Origin of the sequence: Tepidanaerobacter sp. EBM-49 (assembly GCF_001896645.1) — a bacterium.
GTDB lineage: Bacteria > Bacillota > Thermosediminibacteria > Thermosediminibacterales > Tepidanaerobacteraceae > Tepidanaerobacter > Tepidanaerobacter syntrophicus.
Genome location: NZ_MPPE01000036.1, coordinates 1 through 18,079, shown reverse-complemented (window position 1 = coordinate 18,079; position 18,079 = coordinate 1). Strand labels below are relative to the sequence as shown.

The 18,079-nt window shown below is 38.3% G+C and carries 20 protein-coding genes; 19 read left to right on the top strand and 1 reads right to left on the bottom strand.

Translation table 11 applies throughout. The features are described 5' to 3' along the window. Positions 1-26 precede the first annotated feature (26 nt). The 19 genes from BUE08_RS05795 to BUE08_RS05705 all read left to right on the top strand — a co-directional run bounded on the left by BUE08_RS05795 (position 27) and on the right by BUE08_RS05705 (position 17,698). Positions 27-1,679, top strand: a complete 1,653-nt coding sequence (locus tag BUE08_RS05795) for a nucleoside kinase (RefSeq protein ID WP_213951890.1) — start codon at positions 27-29, stop codon at positions 1,677-1,679. A 110-nt stretch (positions 1,680-1,789) separates the two neighbouring features. After that, positions 1,790-1,990, top strand: a complete 201-nt coding sequence (locus BUE08_RS05790; RefSeq protein ID WP_059031457.1) for a cold-shock protein — start codon at positions 1,790-1,792, stop codon at positions 1,988-1,990. Positions 1,991-2,172: 182 nt separating this feature from the next. Then, entirely contained in the window at positions 2,173-2,715 is a 543-nt protein-coding gene (gene hpf / locus BUE08_RS05785; protein WP_059031456.1) for a ribosome hibernation-promoting factor, HPF/YfiA family, read from the top strand. A 166-nt stretch (positions 2,716-2,881) separates the two neighbouring features. Continuing rightward, positions 2,882-3,532 (top strand): hypothetical protein, encoded by a 651-nt coding sequence (locus BUE08_RS05780; protein WP_213951889.1) that lies wholly within the window; start codon positions 2,882-2,884, stop codon positions 3,530-3,532. Positions 3,533-3,619: 87 nt separating this feature from the next. Then, on the top strand, positions 3,620-6,130 hold the full coding sequence (gene secA, locus BUE08_RS05775) for a preprotein translocase subunit SecA (RefSeq protein ID WP_213951888.1): 2,511 nt from the start codon (positions 3,620-3,622) through the stop codon (positions 6,128-6,130). A gap of 25 nt (positions 6,131-6,155) precedes the next feature. Then, positions 6,156-7,254 (top strand): peptide chain release factor 2 gene (prfB, locus tag BUE08_RS05770; protein ID WP_114272590.1). Its coding sequence is split into 2 segments (ribosomal slippage): positions 6,156-6,224 and positions 6,226-7,254, totalling 1,098 coding nucleotides; the frame shifts between segments, so codons are not numbered across the junction. Between the two features lie 141 nt (positions 7,255-7,395). Continuing rightward, the gene (locus BUE08_RS05765) at positions 7,396-8,139 is read left to right on the top strand and encodes a ZIP family metal transporter (protein WP_213951887.1); all 744 of its coding nucleotides are present in this window, start codon (positions 7,396-7,398) and stop codon (positions 8,137-8,139) included. An 89-nt stretch (positions 8,140-8,228) separates the two neighbouring features. Continuing rightward, the gene (locus BUE08_RS05760; RefSeq protein WP_213951886.1) at positions 8,229-8,945 is read left to right on the top strand and encodes a ComF family protein; all 717 of its coding nucleotides are present in this window, start codon (positions 8,229-8,231) and stop codon (positions 8,943-8,945) included. Positions 8,946-9,009: 64 nt separating this feature from the next. After that, the gene (locus BUE08_RS05755) at positions 9,010-9,423 is read left to right on the top strand and encodes a TIGR03826 family flagellar region protein (protein ID WP_213951885.1); all 414 of its coding nucleotides are present in this window, start codon (positions 9,010-9,012) and stop codon (positions 9,421-9,423) included. A gap of 151 nt (positions 9,424-9,574) precedes the next feature. Next, positions 9,575-9,871 carry a flagellar biosynthesis anti-sigma factor FlgM gene (gene flgM / locus BUE08_RS05750; RefSeq protein WP_213951884.1) on the top strand — a complete coding sequence of 99 codons (297 nt, stop codon included), beginning with the start codon at positions 9,575-9,577 and terminating at the stop codon, positions 9,869-9,871. A 26-nt stretch (positions 9,872-9,897) separates the two neighbouring features. After that, complete coding sequence (locus tag BUE08_RS05745) at positions 9,898-10,398, top strand: flagellar protein FlgN (RefSeq protein WP_059031449.1); 501 nt, start codon at positions 9,898-9,900, stop codon at positions 10,396-10,398. A gap of 12 nt (positions 10,399-10,410) precedes the next feature. Then, positions 10,411-11,790: a flagellar hook-associated protein FlgK gene (flgK, locus tag BUE08_RS05740; protein ID WP_059031448.1), complete on the top strand. Its 1,380-nt coding sequence runs from the start codon at positions 10,411-10,413 to the stop codon at positions 11,788-11,790. Between the two features lie 18 nt (positions 11,791-11,808). Continuing rightward, positions 11,809-12,699, top strand: coding sequence for a flagellar hook-associated protein FlgL (gene flgL, locus BUE08_RS05735; RefSeq protein ID WP_059031447.1), 891 nt, complete (start codon positions 11,809-11,811; stop codon positions 12,697-12,699). Positions 12,700-12,722: 23 nt separating this feature from the next. Continuing rightward, positions 12,723-13,115 carry a DUF6470 family protein gene (locus BUE08_RS05730; RefSeq protein WP_187694950.1) on the top strand — a complete coding sequence of 131 codons (393 nt, stop codon included), beginning with the start codon at positions 12,723-12,725 and terminating at the stop codon, positions 13,113-13,115. 14 nt (positions 13,116-13,129) lie between these two features. Beyond that, positions 13,130-13,579 (top strand): flagellar assembly protein FliW, encoded by a 450-nt coding sequence (fliW, locus tag BUE08_RS05725; protein ID WP_213951883.1) that lies wholly within the window; start codon positions 13,130-13,132, stop codon positions 13,577-13,579. Further along, positions 13,573-13,818, top strand: a complete 246-nt coding sequence (gene csrA, locus BUE08_RS05720; RefSeq protein ID WP_213951882.1) for a carbon storage regulator CsrA — start codon at positions 13,573-13,575, stop codon at positions 13,816-13,818. Before fliW ends, csrA begins: the two co-directional genes overlap by 7 nt. A 109-nt stretch (positions 13,819-13,927) precedes the next feature. Continuing rightward, on the top strand, positions 13,928-15,154 hold the full coding sequence (locus tag BUE08_RS05715) for a DNA methyltransferase (RefSeq protein ID WP_213951881.1): 1,227 nt from the start codon (positions 13,928-13,930) through the stop codon (positions 15,152-15,154). Between the two features lie 21 nt (positions 15,155-15,175). Beyond that, positions 15,176-16,735, top strand: a complete 1,560-nt coding sequence (locus BUE08_RS05710) for a site-specific DNA-methyltransferase (protein WP_286680546.1) — start codon at positions 15,176-15,178, stop codon at positions 16,733-16,735. 63 nt (positions 16,736-16,798) lie between these two features. Then, positions 16,799-17,698 carry a DNA adenine methylase gene (locus tag BUE08_RS05705; protein WP_502689431.1) on the top strand — a complete coding sequence of 300 codons (900 nt, stop codon included), beginning with the start codon at positions 16,799-16,801 and terminating at the stop codon, positions 17,696-17,698. Positions 17,699-17,725: 27 nt separating this feature from the next. On the opposite strand, the gene BUE08_RS05700 is transcribed toward BUE08_RS05705, so the two are convergent. Beyond that, positions 17,726-17,953 carry a type II toxin-antitoxin system HicA family toxin gene (locus BUE08_RS05700; protein WP_286680544.1) on the bottom strand — a complete coding sequence of 76 codons (228 nt, stop codon included), beginning with the start codon at positions 17,951-17,953 and terminating at the stop codon, positions 17,726-17,728. Positions 17,954-18,079: the final 126 nt, after the last annotated feature.

Below are 18,079 nucleotides of genomic sequence, written 5' to 3'. Positions count from 1 at the left end.
ACCACCTGATAGAAAGAAGGAAGATAATGGAAATAACAATCAGAGATTTTGATAAAATAACAGTTGAAGAACCGATAGCACTTAAAAAGCTTGCACAAAAATACCAGCAAGAATTTGCTTCCCCGATTATTGCAGCCATAGTCGACGGCGAACTTCGAGAATTAAATCATGTTATTAAAAAAGATTGCAGCGTCGAATTTGTAGATATGTCAACAGATGTAGGAATGGAAATATACATCAGATCCCTTACCTTCCTATTTATAAAAGCATGTCATGATGTAATTTACGGCTGCCAAGTCCGCGTTGAGCATTCATTGGGAGACGGTCTTTATTCTGAAATTATCGCAAAAGAGCCTATAGATGAGGAAGACGTGGAAGCCATAGAAAGTCGCATGAGCCGACTTGTTGAGGCGGATATTCCTATCAATAAGTACGAAATGACTCTCCCTGATGCAATAGAAATGTTCAAAGAAGCAGGTATGGATGACAAAGTAAGACTGCTAAAGTATCGAAAAGAAAAATTTATAAACATATATGAACTTGATGGAATGAAAGATTATTTTTACGGCTATATGGTGCCTTCGACAGGCTATTTAAGGTGGTTCAAGCTTAGATTTTATCTACCCGGCATAATTTTACAGCATCCAAATAAGACAAACCCCACATCCTTAGCGCCTTATAAAGAGCAGCCAAAGCTTGCCGGGATTTTCAGAGAGTCTAACCGCTGGGCACAAATTTTGGGGATACCTGATGTAGGCGCTTTAAATGATCAAATAGTTGCAGGAAAAAGCGGCCAGATTATAAGGATAGCAGAAGCCCTACATGAAAAAAAGATAGCTCAAATCGCTGATATGATTTATAAAGACAGTGATCATTTAAGAATTATTTTAATTGCAGGTCCCTCATCGTCAGGCAAAACCACCTTTGCTCAGCGCCTTATAGTACAGCTTATGGTAAACGGCTTAAGGCCGATTTCAATATCATTGGACGATTACTTTTTAGACAGAGACAAGACACCTCTTGGCGAAGACGGAAAGCCGAATTTTGAAGCCCTTGAAGCCATTGACTTAAAACTCTTCAATCAGCATCTTGCTAAGCTGATTCAAGGCAAAGAAGTAATTTTGCCCCGCTTTAATTTCCAGACTGGCAAAAGAGAATATCGGGACTTGCCTACTAAAATTGAAAAAGACCAGCCGATAATTATAGAAGGTATACATGGGTTAAATGAAAAGCTAACCTCCTCAATACCTAAAGAAAATAAGTTTAAGATATACGTAAGCGCTTTAACACAGATTAACTTGGATAATCACAATCGGATTTCTACTACCGACACCCGGCTTTTAAGGAGAATAGTCCGGGACAGCCGATGCAGGGGGGCCGACGCAAAAAGGACAATTGCTATATGGCCGTCGGTTATGAAGGGTGCTCAGGAAAATATTTTTGTCTTTCAGGAAGAAGCGGATGTAATGTTTAATTCTGCCTTAGTTTATGAAATATCGGTTTTAAAAAAATATGCCACACCCCTCCTTCAAGAAATTAAACCACCGGATCCGGAATATATTGAAGCAAATCACCTATTAAAATTTCTTGAGTATTTTGAGCCCATAGAAGACGAGACGGAAATCCCGCTGACTTCGATTATCCGTGAGTTTATAGGAAATAGCTGTTTTCATGAGTAGGTAAAATACCGCCGGAAGTTTTAAAGTTTAGTTTGACTTTGCTATTCTGGTGTGGTATATTTGAACAAGAAATATTATATTTTTATTGAGTTCTTAGGAGGAATGAATAATTGCAAGGTAAAGTTAAGTGGTTCAATCAAGAAAAAGGCTATGGTTTTATTGAAGTCGAAGGCGACAAAGACGTATTTGTCCATTATTCGGCAATTCAGCAGGACGGTTTCAAGACCTTAAAAGAGGGCGACACTGTAGAGTTTGACGTAGTTGAAGGCCAGAAGGGTCCTCAAGCCGAGAATGTGACAGTAATCCAATAGCTGAAAAAAACAGCCTGGGCTATTTACCCAGGCTTTTAATGTCTCATGGGATCGAAAAACCAATTGAATAACTTAGGAATTTTGGATATAATAATATAAAGCATACTAACAAAACCAAATATTAACAAAGATACCTAACGCTTTACGCGTTTAAAAAAATTCCCAGAAGGGAGTTGAGCTTAATGAAGCTAAACATCAGCGGCAAGAACTTTGCAGTAACCGAAGCTTTAAAAAATTACACTGAAAAGAAGTTAGGAAAGCTCGAAAGGTTTTTCGACAAGGAAGTAGAAGCACAAGTAACGTTAAGCGTTGAGAAAAGTAGGCATATAGTAGAAGTGACTATGCCCCTTAACGGAATGATTTTAAGGGGCGAAACAGAAAGCTACGATATGTATACATCCATCGATGCAGTGGTAGACAAACTGGAAAAACAAATAGAAAAGTACAAGACCAAGATGATCAAAAACAAAAAGAGGGCTCCTGAATATGTTGGTAACGGCAGAAAGACACTGCCTGAAGAGGAAGTGCTAATCGAAGATGAGCCCAAGATTGTAAAGGTCAAAAAGTTTTCATTGAAACCTATGGACATAGAAGAGGCAATAATGCAAATGGAACTTCTTGGTCACGATTTCTTTGTTTTTTCAAATGCTGAAACCGATGGAGTAAATGTAGTTTACAAGCGCCGTGACGGCAATTACGGTTTGATAGAACCGGAACTTTTATAGATCTTGACGTAAAAAGCCCGCTTAAAAGCGGGCTTTACTGCGATTTGAAACGTAAAATCCACCGGAGGGTCGGTGGATTTTTTTACATATAAATACTTTTACAATCAGAAGGATTTTAGCGATAAAAGTTGAATTTAAAGCAGTAGAACAGCGAGGTGACATAGCAATGAATGATTTTTTGGAAGAAGACAGATTAATTTCTACATGTGAAGATATGATAAGGAAAATAAAAGATGTGATTTCCGCTAAAATTCTCGTGGATCCGGATGGAGAAATATCAGAAATCCATGTTATCTCAAAATCCTCAAGAAGTCCAAAACATATCGCAAGGGACATAGAATCTGCACTGGTGACTATACTAGGCAAAGAAATTGATCACAAGAAAATCAGCATAGCACAGATAGATGAAGATGATGAGATAGAAATTCCTCAGGTAAGACTTAGGATTGATAAGATTTGTATAACAAAAAAGACAGGCAGCCTTGAAGTGAGAGTCTTGTTGATAAATCCTCAAGGCCAGATACTCGAAGGCACATCTGAAGGAGTCGCCTCAGCTCAAAATCGTATAAAAACAATAGCTGTAGCAACGCTGAATGCAGTTCAGCTTTTTATTGATGAAAAATATAAAATTTCTTTAGAAGATACCTTTACGTATCCAATAGGACAGTATGATGCTGTTTCAGTTCTGATTGTGCTTTTAAAGGGCAAAAAAGAAGAATATCTTTTAGGCAGTGCCTTAGTAAGGGATGACATTTATGAGGCAAGTGCTGCAGCAGTATTGGATGCAATAAATAGGAGAATCAGTATGCTCCTTTAAAAAGGTGACATAATCCTTAAAATGTAATATAATTTACAAGGAACCATTATTTAGTTTTGTTTTAATAAATCCGAGGTGGTAGCATTTATGTTGAACATATTTAATAAAATTTTAGGAAACAGTAACGAGAAGGAGATTCACAAACTTCAAAAAATCGTAGACGAAGTCAATGCCTTCGAACCTTCTATAGAAAAACTGTCAGATATTGATCTTAGAAATAAAACAGATGAATTTAAAGAGAGGCTTTCAAAGGGAGAAACCCTTGACGATATTTTACCGGAGGCTTTCGCTGTAGTAAGAGAAGCGGCAAAAAGAACTCTAAACATGAGACCCTTTGATGTCCAAGTACTGGGTGCAATAGTGCTTCATCAGGGCAGGATTGCTGAAATGAAAACAGGTGAAGGAAAAACCCTGGTAGCTACCATGCCCGTCTATTTGAATGCCTTAACCGGGGAAGGCGTCCATGTCGTCACGGTGAATGATTATCTTGCAAAACGTGACAGTGAATGGATGGGGCAAATCTATGAATTTTTAGGCCTTGAAGTGGGCCTGATAGTTCACGATTTAGATTTCGAGGCCCGCAAAAGAGCGTATAATGCAGATATAACTTATGGAACAAATAACGAATTCGGCTTTGACTATTTAAGAGACAACATGGTGATGTATAAAGAACATATGGTTCAACGGCCGCTAAATTATGCTATTGTTGACGAAGTAGACAGTATTTTAATTGATGAGGCCAGGACTCCTCTTATAATTTCCGGTCAAGCCGAAGAATCAACAGAAATATATTATAAATTTGCGCGCTTTGTACCAAAACTTATAGAAAACGAAGACTACACAGTTGACGAGAAAGCGCACAGCGTAATGCCTACAGAAAAAGGCATAAAGAAAGTTGAAAACTTTTTAGGCGTAGACAATCTTTATGATGAAGAAAACATAGAACTTTTACACCACCTGCAGCAGGCGTTAAAAGCCCATGCACTGATGAAGCTTGATAGAGATTATGTGGTAAAAGACGGCCAGGTAATAATAGTTGATGAATTTACGGGCCGGCTAATGTTTGGCAGAAGGTATAGTGATGGCTTGCACCAGGCAATCGAAGCAAAAGAAGGCGTAAAAGTAGAAAATGAAAGCAAGACACTTGCGACAATTACGTTTCAAAATTATTTCCGCATGTATAAGAAACTTGCCGGTATGACAGGCACAGCAGCTACAGAAGAAGAAGAGTTCAGACAAATTTATGGTTTAGACGTAGTTGTTATACCTACTAACAAGCCGATGATAAGAGTAGATTACCCTGACGCAGTTTATAAAACCGAAAAAGGGAAGTTTAATGCAGTAGTCAGAGAAATCGAAGAATGCCATAAAAAAGGACAGCCTGTGCTTGTAGGCACGGTTTCCATAGAAAAGTCAGAGCTGCTAAGCGAAATGTTAAAACGCCGCGGCATTCCCCATCAAGTGCTAAATGCTAAATATCATGAAAAAGAAGCCCAAATAATTGCTAAAGCAGGTCAAAAAGGCGCAGTTACAATTGCCACGAATATGGCAGGACGCGGCACTGACATAGTGCTGGGAGAAGGAGTAGCAGAGCTTGGAGGGCTTCATATAATAGGCACCGAAAGACACGAAGCCCGCAGAATTGACAATCAGCTTAGAGGTCGTGCCGGCCGTCAGGGCGATCCGGGATCTTCTAGGTTTTACATTTCCATGGAAGATGATTTGATGCGGCTGTTTGGAGCAGACAATATAAAAGGGCTTATGGAAAAACTTGGATTTGAAGATGATCAACCAATCGAACATCCTTTGATAACCAAGTCGATCGAAAACGCCCAAAAGAAAGTGGAAGCTCACAACTTTGATATAAGAAAACATGTATTAGAATACGATGATGTAATGAATACCCAGCGTGAGGTAATTTATTCGCAGCGAAGACATGTACTGGAAAGCGAAGATCTTAGCGAAAGTATTCAACAGATGATTTCTGAGGTAGTAAACAGAATCTTAGATATTTACATGCCAAAAGATATTCACCCGGAAGAGTGGGATATAAAAGGTCTTGAAGAATATGTCAAAGACATATTCCCGGTAAACCTTAGCATGGATCAACTAAATGTTGAAGAAGTATCTCGAGAAAATATTGCAAATACCCTTGTACAAAAAGCCCAAGAAGCTTATAAGCAAAAAGAAGCAGAGCTTGGCAGTGAGGTTATGCGCGAGCTAGAGCGCTATATTATGCTCAAAACCGTAGACCAAAAGTGGATGGATCATCTTGACGCAATGGATCAGCTGAGGGACGGAATAGGGCTTAGAGCCTATGGCCAGCGGGATCCGGTTATAGAGTATAAGTTTGAAGGCTATGAGATGTTCCAGGAAATGATAAAAAGCATCCAAGAAGATACACTAAGATATCTGTTTAGGGTGAAGGTAAAAGCAGCCCCGGAAAGACAGGAGAAAAACTATAATGTGTCTTATTCCCACAGTGGCGGCAGCGAAAAACCTCAACCGATAAAGAAGCAGAAAAAAGTCGGCCGCAATGATCCATGTCCGTGCGGCAGTGGAAAGAAATACAAAAAGTGCTGCGGCAGAACTGCTTAAAATAATAAATGAGATGAGTGATAGAATGATTGATGAATACAGACTTGAAATAGAATCTCTTGAACCAATTTTAACCGAATTAAGGGATTCACTTTGAAATCGACAAAATTAAATCAAAAATAGATGAACTTGAGAAAAAAACCCTTGTTCCCGACTTTTGGGATGATCAAGAAGAAGCACAGAAGATTCTTCAGGAGCTTAACAATTTAAAAGATAAATTTGAAAGCTTTACATCCCTGGAAAAAAAATATGAGGACATCCTAGTTTTGCTGGAGTTGTGCTCTGAAAGTCCTGATGCAGAGCTGGAACAGGAACTTTTAAACGAAGTAAAAGATTTTAAAAAACAGCTGGATAAGTTTAAATTGGAAACACTTCTTTCCGGAAAATATGACAGCAAAAATGCTATCCTGACATTGCACGCAGGTGCCGGAGGCACAGAGGCTCAGGACTGGGTCAGTATGCTTCTTCGCATGTATACCCGATGGGCCGAGGATAAGGGCTATAAAGTCACCGTGCTGGATATGCTGGCAGGAGATGAAGCAGGCATAAAGAGCGTAACCATACTTGTTGAAGGTCCCAATGCTTACGGTTACTTGAAATCCGAAAAAGGCGTACACCGTCTCGTTAGGATATCACCTTTTGATGCCGCCGGAAGGCGCCACACATCCTTTGCTTCGGTAGATGTTATGCCGGAGATTGACGACGATGTGGAAATAGAAATTAAACCTGAGGATCTAAAGATAGATACCTTTAGGTCAAGCGGCGCAGGCGGCCAGCATGTAAATAAAACTGAGTCGGCAATAAGGATAACGCATATTCCCACCGGAATAGTAGTATCTTGCCAAAATGAGCGGTCCCAGCAGAGCAACCGAAATACCGCAATGAAGATTTTAAAAGCAAAGCTCTTTGAAATTTATCAGGAAGAGCAGCAAAAAGAACTTGATAAAATAAGAGGAGTGCAGAAGGAAATAGGGTGGGGAAGCCAGATACGCTCATATATTTTTCATCCCTACAGTCTTGTAAAAGATCATAGAACTAATGTAGAGGTAGGCGATGTCCAGGCGGTAATGGACGGCGAAATAGATGAATTTATTAACGCATATCTTAAGTATGCCGCAAAGTAAAGAATTCCAAAGAAACAAAGCCAACTGCGATTTAAAAATTAGCCTCTTTTAGCTGTATAAAGAGGCTAATTTTATAACAGTTTCAGAAACAACATTAAGCAAAATTTATCAATGATTTGGTAAAACGGAGGCAAATATTTCATGCATATACTAGATGTCGCACTAATAGGAACTTTTGCAGGTGTCTTAGGAACTGCCATGGGTGGACTTATTATAGTTCTTTTAGGAAAACCTGAGGCAACTGTTTTAAGCTCTGTCCTTGCTCTGGCAGGAGGGATAATGCTTTCCGTGGTTTTCTCGGATTTACTTCCCGAAGCCATTAAAGCTGCAGGGCCGGTCTATGCATTTATTGGCTTGCTGATAGGCGTTGCATTTTTGCTGCTGTTGGATTTTTATTTGCCCCATTCCCACCTTCAAAAAGGCACAGACAGTGATTTTAAAAGGGCTAAATATTTACATACAGGTATCCTTATAGGAATTGGAATAGCAATGCATAATTTCCCGGAAGGTCTTGCAATTGGAAGCGGTTATACAGTTTCCGAACATTTCGGTGTTTCTCTGGCATTTGTAATATTCCTTCAGAATATACCTGAAGGAATGGCCATGGCTGCTCCTATGAAAGCCGGTTATGCGAGAAATTGGGACATACTGCTTTGGACCGGACTTGCCGGGATTCCAATGGGAATAGGTGCATTTTTTGGAGTAATAGCCGGAGGGATTTCAAATGTCATACTTTCACTTGCCTTAGGCTTTGCTGCGGGAGCCATGCTTTATATAGTTTTTGATGAACTTTTGCCTGAGGCAAACGAGTTATCGGCCGGACATTCAGCGACTTTTGGAAGTATTTTAGGTATAATTTTAGGTCTTGTCGTTTCCTTATTTTAATCTGTCTTGTGATGTTTTTATATGTTTCATTTTATAGATAAATAATATACAATAGTAATTGGAAAATAAATGAAAAAATGAGTGATTTTGTGAATGAAAAGAAAACAGTCTGGGACACTTTTTTAGATATTCTTTTTCCGCCGTCTCCATACTGCCTTACATGTAAAAGCACTTTAACCGCCGCCGATTTTATAATATGCAGCAACTGCAGAAACAAAATCGAACCTATAAAAGGTGCATTATGCAATAAGTGTGGAAAACCACTGCCTGATGATTCTGCTTTATGCTATGATTGTATATCCAAAGACTACGATTTTATCAAGGCACGCTCTTATGGGACATACAGTGGGATACTAAAAAAACTGATTTATGAATTCAAATATAGAGGCAGACAGGAAATTGCAGAAATTCTCGGCAGGCTAATATATGATCTATTTACAGCCCTTTCGTGGCCGAATTTTGATTATATAGTTCCTGTTCCCCTTCATCCGCAAAGACAAAGAGAAAGGGGATTTAATCAGTCATACTTGCTGGGAAAATTCTTATCTTCCAAAACAAACATTCCTATATTTACCGGCTTAAAGAGAATAAAGCCTACAAAGCACCAGACTCTTCTTGATAAACAGCTTCGATATAAAAACCTTGCCGGAGCATTTGCCGTAAATTCCAAAGATAAAATTTACGGCAAAACCCTGCTCTTAATAGATGATGTGTATACTACAGGCGCAACAACCGGAGAGTGTTCAAAAGCACTGATAGAATCAGGAGCAAAAGTGGTTTATGTATTAACATGCGCTAGAGGTTGAGATAAGATAAAAATACAAAAACTTCAAACTTTATAGAGAATATTTTACGGAAAGGGGTGCAAAAATGGAACTTAGAAATTGCCCTGAATGCGGAAAATTGTTTGTATATGTTCGCAGAAATTTGTGTCCGGATTGCTTGAAAAAGGATGAGGAAAATTATGAAAAAGTCAAGATGTATCTTTCCGAAAACCCTAAGGCAACAATCGACGAGATATCAGACGCAACACAGGTTCCCGCCAAAAACATACTCGAATATTTAAAAGAAGGCAGACTTATGTTAAGTCCAGGCAATGTTAATATAATACTTAACTGTGAAATCTGTGGAACCCCTATTTTGTATGGAAGAGTATGTGAAGAATGCTCAAAAAAGCTAAAGAGCGGATTTGTATCCCAAAATGAACCAATTCCGACAAAAGAAGATATGACAGGCAAGATTCACATTACAAAACTTATAAAATATAAAAAAGAAACTAAATAGCTGTGATAAAGAGCATAAAATGAAGATAAATTCATTTAATCAGCCTTAATCTTAATTTTGACGGCTTATATATCTTTGAACTTTGCTCGATATAAAAATTGAAGGATATTAGTAAGCCAAGTATAAGCTTTAAAAAAAGGGGGCTGCGAAGTTGAACATTTCAAAAAGCCAGTTAAACGACATAATGAAAACATATCTTAAAAAACCTGCTCAAACCGAAAACAGGGCTCATATAAAAGCAAAAGAGACAAAAAAAGACGAGGTTGTCCTCTCTGAAGATGCTCTAAAGTTTGCAAAAATAGTTAAAGAAGCATCTAAAGCTGAAGATATAAGAGCGGAGAAGGTAAATGAGCTGAAATCTAAAATAAACAGCGGAACTTACAATATCGATGGCAAACTTATAGCAGATAAGATCATTGAAGAAGCATCTGCAGAAAAACTCATTTAATAGTCAAGGTAATGGGGGCTTTTAGTATGAAAGAAGAATCAATTGGGTTTGCTCTAATTGAAAATTTAAAAAATCAACTCCAAGCTTACAAAGAGTTGACAGATCTTGCAGAGGAAAAGTCGAATATCCTTGTAAAGGGAAACATAGAGCTTTTAGAAGATATAACAGAAGTTGAGCAAATGCTTATTTTAAAACTGGGTAAATTAGAAAAAGAAAGATTCGCTTTGATGAATCAGATTGCCGAAAAGACAGGTAAAAATGTTTCAGAGATTAAAAATAATATTTTAAGGGACTTTTTGAGCAGCGAAGAAATAGGGGCATTTTCTGCAGTTTCCGATGAACTAAAAACAGTTTTACTGTACCTTAGCGAGAAAAACGAAACCAATGAAAAACTTATAAGAAACACACTTGACTATATTGATTTTTCAATTAAACTTTTAACTGATGCAGGCGAGGTACCAACTAATTACAGTTCTGAAGGAACTAACAACAAGGAAGCATTTCACTTTATTGACAAGAAAGCATAAGGCGGTGGTTAAATGTCATCTGGTTTTTTAGGGATTGAAATTGCAAAATCAGCCCTTTTCGCAAATCAACAAGCTCAACAAACGGTGGCCCATAATGTAGCAAACGCAAATACAGATGGTTATTCCAGACAAAGAGTGATTTTGGAGTCCACATATACTCCATATGGAATGGGATCCAAATGGCAGATAGGAACAGGAGTCAAAGTAGCTGATGTAGATAGGATTCGCGATGAATTTACCGATAGACAGTATAGGAACGAAAATGCAAGTTTAGGTGAGTGGGATATACAAAGCAATATTTTAAAACAAGTAGAGGCGGTTTTTAACGAACCTTCCGATATCGGCATATCATCTGTGCTCAACGAGTTTTGGGAAAGCCTTGAAACCCTTTCACAGGATGCATCATCTCAAGAAGCCCGGGAGACCGTAAAAGAACAAGGAGTTACCCTGGCAAATACAATAAACCATGCGGCAGCGCAGCTTTATGAGATGGTAAGCGATATTAATTACAGGATTTCAATACAGGTAGACGAGGTAAACAGTATCGGTTCACAAATCGCCCAGCTAAATCTCCAAATACAGCAGGCACAGGCGGACGGAACATCTGCGGCAGATCTAAAAGACAAGCGAGACCTTCTTTTGGACCAGCTTTCTCAAATAGTGCAGTTTGAGTCATATGAAGACGAAAACGGGATTTTTTCAGTAAATATCGGCGGCGCAATACTTGTAAAGGGACCTGAAAGCGCTCATTTGGAGTTTGACACATCCACATCAAACGGGAAAATTAAATGGAAAGAATATGGCTCTGATGCTCGAATACTTAAGGGAGAACTAAAGGGCCTATTTGAGTTAAGGGATAATAAAGTAAATTCATATATAGAGCAGCTAAAAACTTTCACATCTACTTTTGCAGAAAAATTTAACGAAATACATAGAACCGGTTATAATTTAGACGGTGAAACGAATGTAGACTTTTTTAAATATGATACCGGAATTTTATCAGTAAATCAGGATATCGTGGACGATCCGTCGAAAATAGCGGCTGCCAAGACAAAGGAAGGAATTCCAAGCGACAACGAGATAGCCCTGGAACTTGCAAATTTTAGAAGCAAGGTTTTTACTATAGGAGATAGGAATTGCACTATTGACGACTATTATGGTTCGCTGGTGGCAAAAATCGGCGTTGATTCTCAGGAAGCTACCAGAATGGCAGACAGCCAGCTTTTTATGGTAAGCCAGCTCAATGAGCGCAGACAAATGACATCAGGGGTTTCGTTAGATGAAGAAATGACTAAAATGATTCAATATCTCCACGGCTACAACGCGGCAAGCAGGGTAGTAACTACAATAGACGAAATGCTTGATACTGTAATCAATCGCATGGGCGTATAATAAAGGCAGGGATAAAAAATGAGAGTAACTCAGTCAATGATAGCTGAAAATTTTACGCGAAACTTGATGCAAAATTTAAAGCGTTTAGATGATATAAATAGCCAAATATCCTCTGAAAAGAGAATAAACCGTCCTTCTGATGATCCGGTAGGAGCTGCCATGGCTATTAAACTCCGCAGACAACTGAGCGCCATAAAGCAGTACAACAGCAATGCCCAGCAGGCACTTACATGGATGAAAGACACAGAGACAGCCCTTACGAATGCAGGCGATGTAATCCAAAGGCTGAGCGAACTTGCGGTAGAGGCGGCAAACGGCACGCAAACCGATGAAGATAAGGGGAAAATATTAGATGAAGTTAAAGAATTGAAAGACCAGCTTTTAAAAGAGGCAAATTCTACAAGCCTTGACAGATACTTATTCAGCGGTTATTCTACAGACAAAGCTCCTTTTATAAAAGATGATGCGACAGGGAATATACAAGCAAATCCTGATATTGTAGACGGAGCCATAAACTATAATGTAGGCCAGTCTGAGACAATACCTGTAAACCTTAAAGGGAGCGAAGTGTTTGGAGATATTTTTGAAGCAGTGGAAAAGTTTGAGACAGCCCTTGAAAATAACGATGGTGAAACGATTTCTAATGAAGTAATAAGCGATATTAAGGGAGCATTAAATACAGTGCTAAAATACAGATCCCAGATAGGAGCGCGGACAAATCGCCTTGAGGCTACGGTTTCAAGACTAGAGGCAAATGAAGTAGATTACAAGGCACAACTTTCAAGCATAGAGGATGTGGATTTAGCCCAGGCGATAACAGATTTAAAAATGGAAGAAAGCGTATATAGAGCAGCCCTTGCAGTAGGCGCAAGAATTATTCAGCCTACACTGGTTGACTTTCTAAGTTAACCGCCCTAAGGAGAAGACCGCAAATGAGTTCTTCAATTACTTTTTGCCGAATTCAAAATATCGACTATTCCGCTTGCCGAGCCGAGATGGGGTACCCATCGCCCCTTACGGCATCGATGATGTGGAAAGATGAGGCAGAACAGTCGGTGCTAAATTATTTAGAGGCTAAATCCGCATCAGGAGATGCTTTAGGAGCGATAGAAAAAGGCTCTGTGTCTATAGGTGATGTAGCAGAAAGTGAGTCGTTTACCGAACCTCCTGAAGTAAACATTGATGCGGTTCCAAAAACACCACCGCGAATTACCTTTGAATATGGAGAAGTAAATTTTGAATTTACACCGCTTACCATCGGAACAAATTTTTACATCTCTACTGACATACCGCAAAAAGGCGAGAGTATAAATCAAATTGTATAGGATGTGCCTTAAAAATGACGATTAATGCTTGTTTGAACAATTTAAACGATGAAAAGGTAATAACTTTTCTTAATGGTATATTGGGCCTTGAGGATTATAAGAAATATATAATATTGGATCATCCCGAAAGCGATGTTATAAAATGGATACAATCAGTAGATGAACCTCAGATAGCACTGCCGGTAGTAAATCCCTATAGTTTCTATCCTGACTATGCGCCTGAAATATCCGAAGAAGACCTTAAAAGATTAAAAATATCATCAGCTGAAGAAGCATTGGCGCTTTGCGTAATTACTATATCCCAAGATGCAAGTACAATTACAGTAAACTTGAAAGCACCGATAATCATAAATGTTTCAGAACGCCTGGCAGATCAGCTAATTGCGGAAAATGCCGATTACAGCATCCGCCAACCCCTTGATATTCGCCGAATACACGACGATAGGCGGTGCAAGTCTTGCTGATTCTTACAAGAAAGAGCGGAGAAGGCATACTTATAGGAAACGATATCGTCATTAAGATTTTTGAAATAGAAGGCGATAGAGTAAAAATAGGAATAGATGCCCCTAAATCTATGAAAGTGCTCAGACAAGAGCTTTACGAGGATATCAGCCGCGAAAACAAAATGGCCGCAAGCGCTGGGAAAGCAGCCTTCGATAAGCTGTTAAAGAACCTTAAAGAAGAAAATTCCCATAATAGGTGATTTTAAACCGCCGCATTTAATGCCAGCGGTTTTTAATTGTACTTTTTGTCATATAAAATAATCTAAAAACCAGTATAATAAATGCAATAAACCTAGCGAGGTGAAATAATTGTCACATAGCCCCCGTGATGCAGCGCGATATATTAAAGATTTTGTTTTAACCTCAAAAACAAAAACCGAATATATAAATATTAATGGCAATAAAATACCTGTTTATACAAACGAATTCTGGACATCTAAGCAAAGACAGGCGTCTTCTATTCATGAAATATCCTATAGAGCATGTTTTAAGCCACAGCTGCCCCGGTTTTTTATAAATCTTCTTACACAAGAAGGCGACATTGTCTATGATCCCTTTTCCGGAAGAGGAACTACGGCAATTGAAGCAGGGATTTTGGGCAGAAATATTGTTTCAAATGACATAAACCCTTTAAGCCGAATCCTTACACTGCCGCGTTTTTTTGTGCCGAATGTTATAGAAGTAAAAGAAAGGCTTGAAAATATCACATATGACATGAAACTTCGTGCAGATATCGATCTTTCGATGTTTTACCATCCAAAAACAGAGGCAGAAATTGTGTCACTTAAAAACTATTTAAAACAAAGAGAATCAGAGAAAAAGGAAGATAAGGTCGACTTATGGATAAGAATGGTAGCTACAAACCGGCTGACAGGACATTCCCCCGGTTTTTTCTCTGTTTACACCCTACCGCCCAATCAAGCTGTAACTGCCGAAAGACAGCAACTTATAAACGCAAAGAGGAATCAAAAACCGGAATATAGAGATACAAAAAAACTCATAATAAAAAAAACCAAAAGCCTGATTCGAAATATAAAGGAACAAGAAATACTAAATTTACGAAAAGCGGGCAATAGTGCTCTTTTCCTCAGCGAAGACGCAAGGTGCACCCCGCAAATTCCTGATGAGTCAGTAAGCCTTACGGTTACATCTCCGCCCTTTTTAGATGTGGTCCAATATGACAGCGACAATTGGCTTCGGTGCTGGTTTAATGGTATAGATGCAAAAAAGGTTGCAAATACTATTACTATGTCAAAAAATATTCAAGAATGGTCTTGCGTAATGGAAGAAGTTTTTTATGAGCTTTACCGCATAACAAAAAAAGGCGGATGGGTGGCCTTTGAAGTTGGCGAAGTAAAGGGCGGCAAGATAAAACTTGATGAATATGTGGTGCCCCTCGGACAGAAGGCCGGCTTTTGCTGTCAAGGTATATTAATAAACCTTCAAGAGTTTACAAAGACATCGAATATCTGGGGAATCGGAAATAATAAATCGGGAACTAACACCAATAGAATTGTACTTTTTGTTAAAGATTAGATGACATAGGGGGTTTAACGCTTGAAAAAGCTTGATATAACAGGAGATGAAGAAATAAATTTCAAGATAGAAAAGTTAGGGGAACTTTTTCCAAATGTTGTTGAAAAGGTAAAAGATGAAGAAGGCAGTATAAGACAAGTTATAGATTTTGAAAAGCTTAGAGAAGAACTGGGGGATGCAGAAGTAAAAAGCGATAGCAAAAGGTACCTTTTGACGTGGCCCGGAAGAGAAGAAGCGCTTACCATTGCAAACAGTCCTGCAGATAAGATGCTAAGACCTATAAAAGAAGACAGCCTAAATTGGGAAGCCACAGAAAATATTTATATAGAAGGAGACAATCTGGAAGCCTTGAAGCTCCTACAAAAGTCGCATACAGGTAAAATAAAGTTCATTTATATTGACCCGCCTTACAATACCGGCAAAGATTTTATATATAAAGACAAATTTATATTAGGAAAAGAGGAGTATGCACGAAAAGCCGGAAAAACTAGGGGCGAAGATGATACACAAAACGCCGACCGCGACGGCAGGTATCACAGCAGCTGGCTTACCATGATATACCCTAGGCTAAAAGTGGCTCGAGCCTTGCTTAAAAACGATGGAGTAATTTTTATAAGCATTGACGACAAAGAGGAATACAACTTGCGCAAAATCTGCAATGAAATTTTCGGCGAGAAAAACTTTATAGCAAATTTCATTTGGCGAAAATCAAAAGGCTCAGGCAATGACTCTAAATATGTGATTATAGAAACTGAATACATTTTAGCCTATGCGAAAAATGTGGAAGAAGTAAAATTTAACAATAAAGAGATAGATAGTTATGATGGAAAATTTAAATACAAAGATGAACATTTTAAAGAAAGAGGCGGCTACAAGCTTGAAAAACTGGATAGAGGCAGCAAGGGATATGTGGAAAGTATGGATTTTGGCATAAAAGCACCTGATGGGACTTTAGTTTTTCCAAATGGCCGCACAAAACAGTCTAATGACGGGTGGCGGTGGGTGTGGAGCAAAGCAAAAGTAGAGTGGGGAATTAAAAACGGATACATAGTGGTGAAGAAGGGGCGGGGCGGCAGGTGGAATGTATATAACAAAGTATATGAAAAACTAGACAATAAGGGCAACAAAATTACAAGAACTAAGCCTTATAAAAATCATATCGGATTCGAGGAGAGCATTCTCAATATTCATGCAAATCGAGAGATGCGAAAATTATTCGGCAAAGCCGTGTTTTCTTTTCCAAAACCTGTGGCACTGCTAAAATATCTATTAAAGATGTTTTATCTTGAAAACGAAATCGTCCTCGACTTCTTCTCCGGCTCTGCCACCACTGCCCATGCGGTGATGGAGCTTAATGCAGAGGATGGCGGATGCCGCAAATACATAATGGTGCAGCTGCCTGAGCCTTGTGACGAAAAATCCGAGGCCTATAAAGCAGGTTACGAAACAATAGCCGAAATAGGCAAAGAACGTATTCGCCGTGCAGGAAAGAAGATAAAGGAAGAAACCGGCGCAGATATAGATTATGGTTTTAGGGTGTATAGAGTAGATTCTTTAAACACGCCGAGATTCTTTTTGTGATATACAATAATTTCATGATATAATTGTAAAAACACAAATATTGTAATTAGAATGAGATAAATGATACAAAACAGTGAAATAATATTGCATCAAAACATTAGAGATAATTTAAAAAATGAAGCCAAACCCTTTGTAAAATGGGCGGGAGGCAAGAGCCAGCTCCTTGATGAGCTAGCCGAGCGACTGCCTATTAATATAAAGACATCTAGGACTATTGAGAAATATGTAGAACCTTTTGTGGGCGGGGGTGCATTTTTCTTTTTCTTGAAAAATAACTATAAAGTAAAAGAAGCATTTCTCTATGATATTAACAAAGAGCTAATTATAGGATACAAAGTTATTCAAAAAGATGTTAAAGAATTAATATGTCGGCTTAAGGATATTGAAAGGGAATACCTTGATCTAAACGAAGCTGATAGAAAAGACTATTATTATAAAGTTCGGGATATGTACAACAAACAGCAAGATAATTTTGACTATAACACTTACAACAATGAATGGATAGAGAGAGCGGCATATTTAATTTTTTTGAATAAAACCTGTTTTAATGGTCTATTTAGGCAAAATAAAAGCGGAAAGTTCAATGTTCCATTTGGCAGATATAAAAATCCCACCATTTGCGATGAAAAAAATCTATTAAGTGTGAATGAAGCACTCGAAGATACTTATGTATTTGCGGCAGATTTTGAAGAAAGCAGAAAAGTTGTTACTGCAAATGCATTAGTCTATCTTGATCCGCCATATCGCCCTTTAAATAAAACATCTTATTTTACAAGTTATGATAAAGATGGTTTTACTGATGAAGATCAAATTAGACTTGCAAATTATTACAAAGAGTGGGAAAGACAAGTCGAAAAATATAACTTTTATCTGATAATGCATGAGCATTTGTTTGTTTTTAGAAAACCTAAAAAAGGAGAAGACTTAAGCAGGGTAAGATACAGTATGGGCATGAGTAAATAATTTACCTCCGTCCCCGAATATTCAAAATCATGATTTTCTAAGTGCCTCATATTCGTCAACAGAAATTTCTATATCACTTAATATTTTTCTAATTAAGCCTCTTCCCAGATCTTCTCCATGGAATGGAACTATAGTTGTTCTTCCGTCTTTGTGCCTAAAGAATTTGTGACTGCCTTTTTGCCGGATCTCCTCAAACCCTAAGATCTTAAGGATTTGTATCATCTCCACTGATGAAATAATAGTTAATTTACTCATATAGAAACCTCTATCTGCTGAACGCCGATGAATTCATTTGTTGTAACTTCGCTGTTATTCACTTCTAGATAAAGCTCTATAGCCTCTTTTATTCTTGGCAGCAATTCTTCAACGGTTTTAGCTTGT

Bases quoted from the DNA above. Each gene is read 5' to 3' on its own strand.
- BUE08_RS05745 (WP_059031449.1), top strand. From the start codon at position 9,898: ATGAAAGAAGAATCAATTGGGTTTGCTCTAATTGAAAATTTAAAAAAT.
- BUE08_RS05765 (WP_213951887.1), top strand. From the start codon at position 7,396: ATGCATATACTAGATGTCGCACTAATAGGAACTTTTGCAGGTGTCTTA.
- BUE08_RS05755 (WP_213951885.1), top strand. From the start codon at position 9,010: ATGGAACTTAGAAATTGCCCTGAATGCGGAAAATTGTTTGTATATGTT.
- secA (WP_213951888.1), top strand. From the start codon at position 3,620: ATGTTGAACATATTTAATAAAATTTTAGGAAACAGTAACGAGAAGGAG.
- flgL (WP_059031447.1), top strand. From the start codon at position 11,809: ATGAGAGTAACTCAGTCAATGATAGCTGAAAATTTTACGCGAAACTTG.
- BUE08_RS05700 (WP_286680544.1), bottom strand. From the start codon at position 17,953: ATGAGTAAATTAACTATTATTTCATCAGTGGAGATGATACAAATCCTT.
- BUE08_RS05795 (WP_213951890.1), top strand. From the start codon at position 27: ATGGAAATAACAATCAGAGATTTTGATAAAATAACAGTTGAAGAACCG.
- fliW (WP_213951883.1), top strand. From the start codon at position 13,130: ATGACGATTAATGCTTGTTTGAACAATTTAAACGATGAAAAGGTAATA.
- flgK (WP_059031448.1), top strand. From the start codon at position 10,411: ATGTCATCTGGTTTTTTAGGGATTGAAATTGCAAAATCAGCCCTTTTC.
- hpf (WP_059031456.1), top strand. From the start codon at position 2,173: ATGAAGCTAAACATCAGCGGCAAGAACTTTGCAGTAACCGAAGCTTTA.
- BUE08_RS05780 (WP_213951889.1), top strand. From the start codon at position 2,882: ATGAATGATTTTTTGGAAGAAGACAGATTAATTTCTACATGTGAAGAT.
- BUE08_RS05730 (WP_187694950.1), top strand. From the start codon at position 12,723: ATGAGTTCTTCAATTACTTTTTGCCGAATTCAAAATATCGACTATTCC.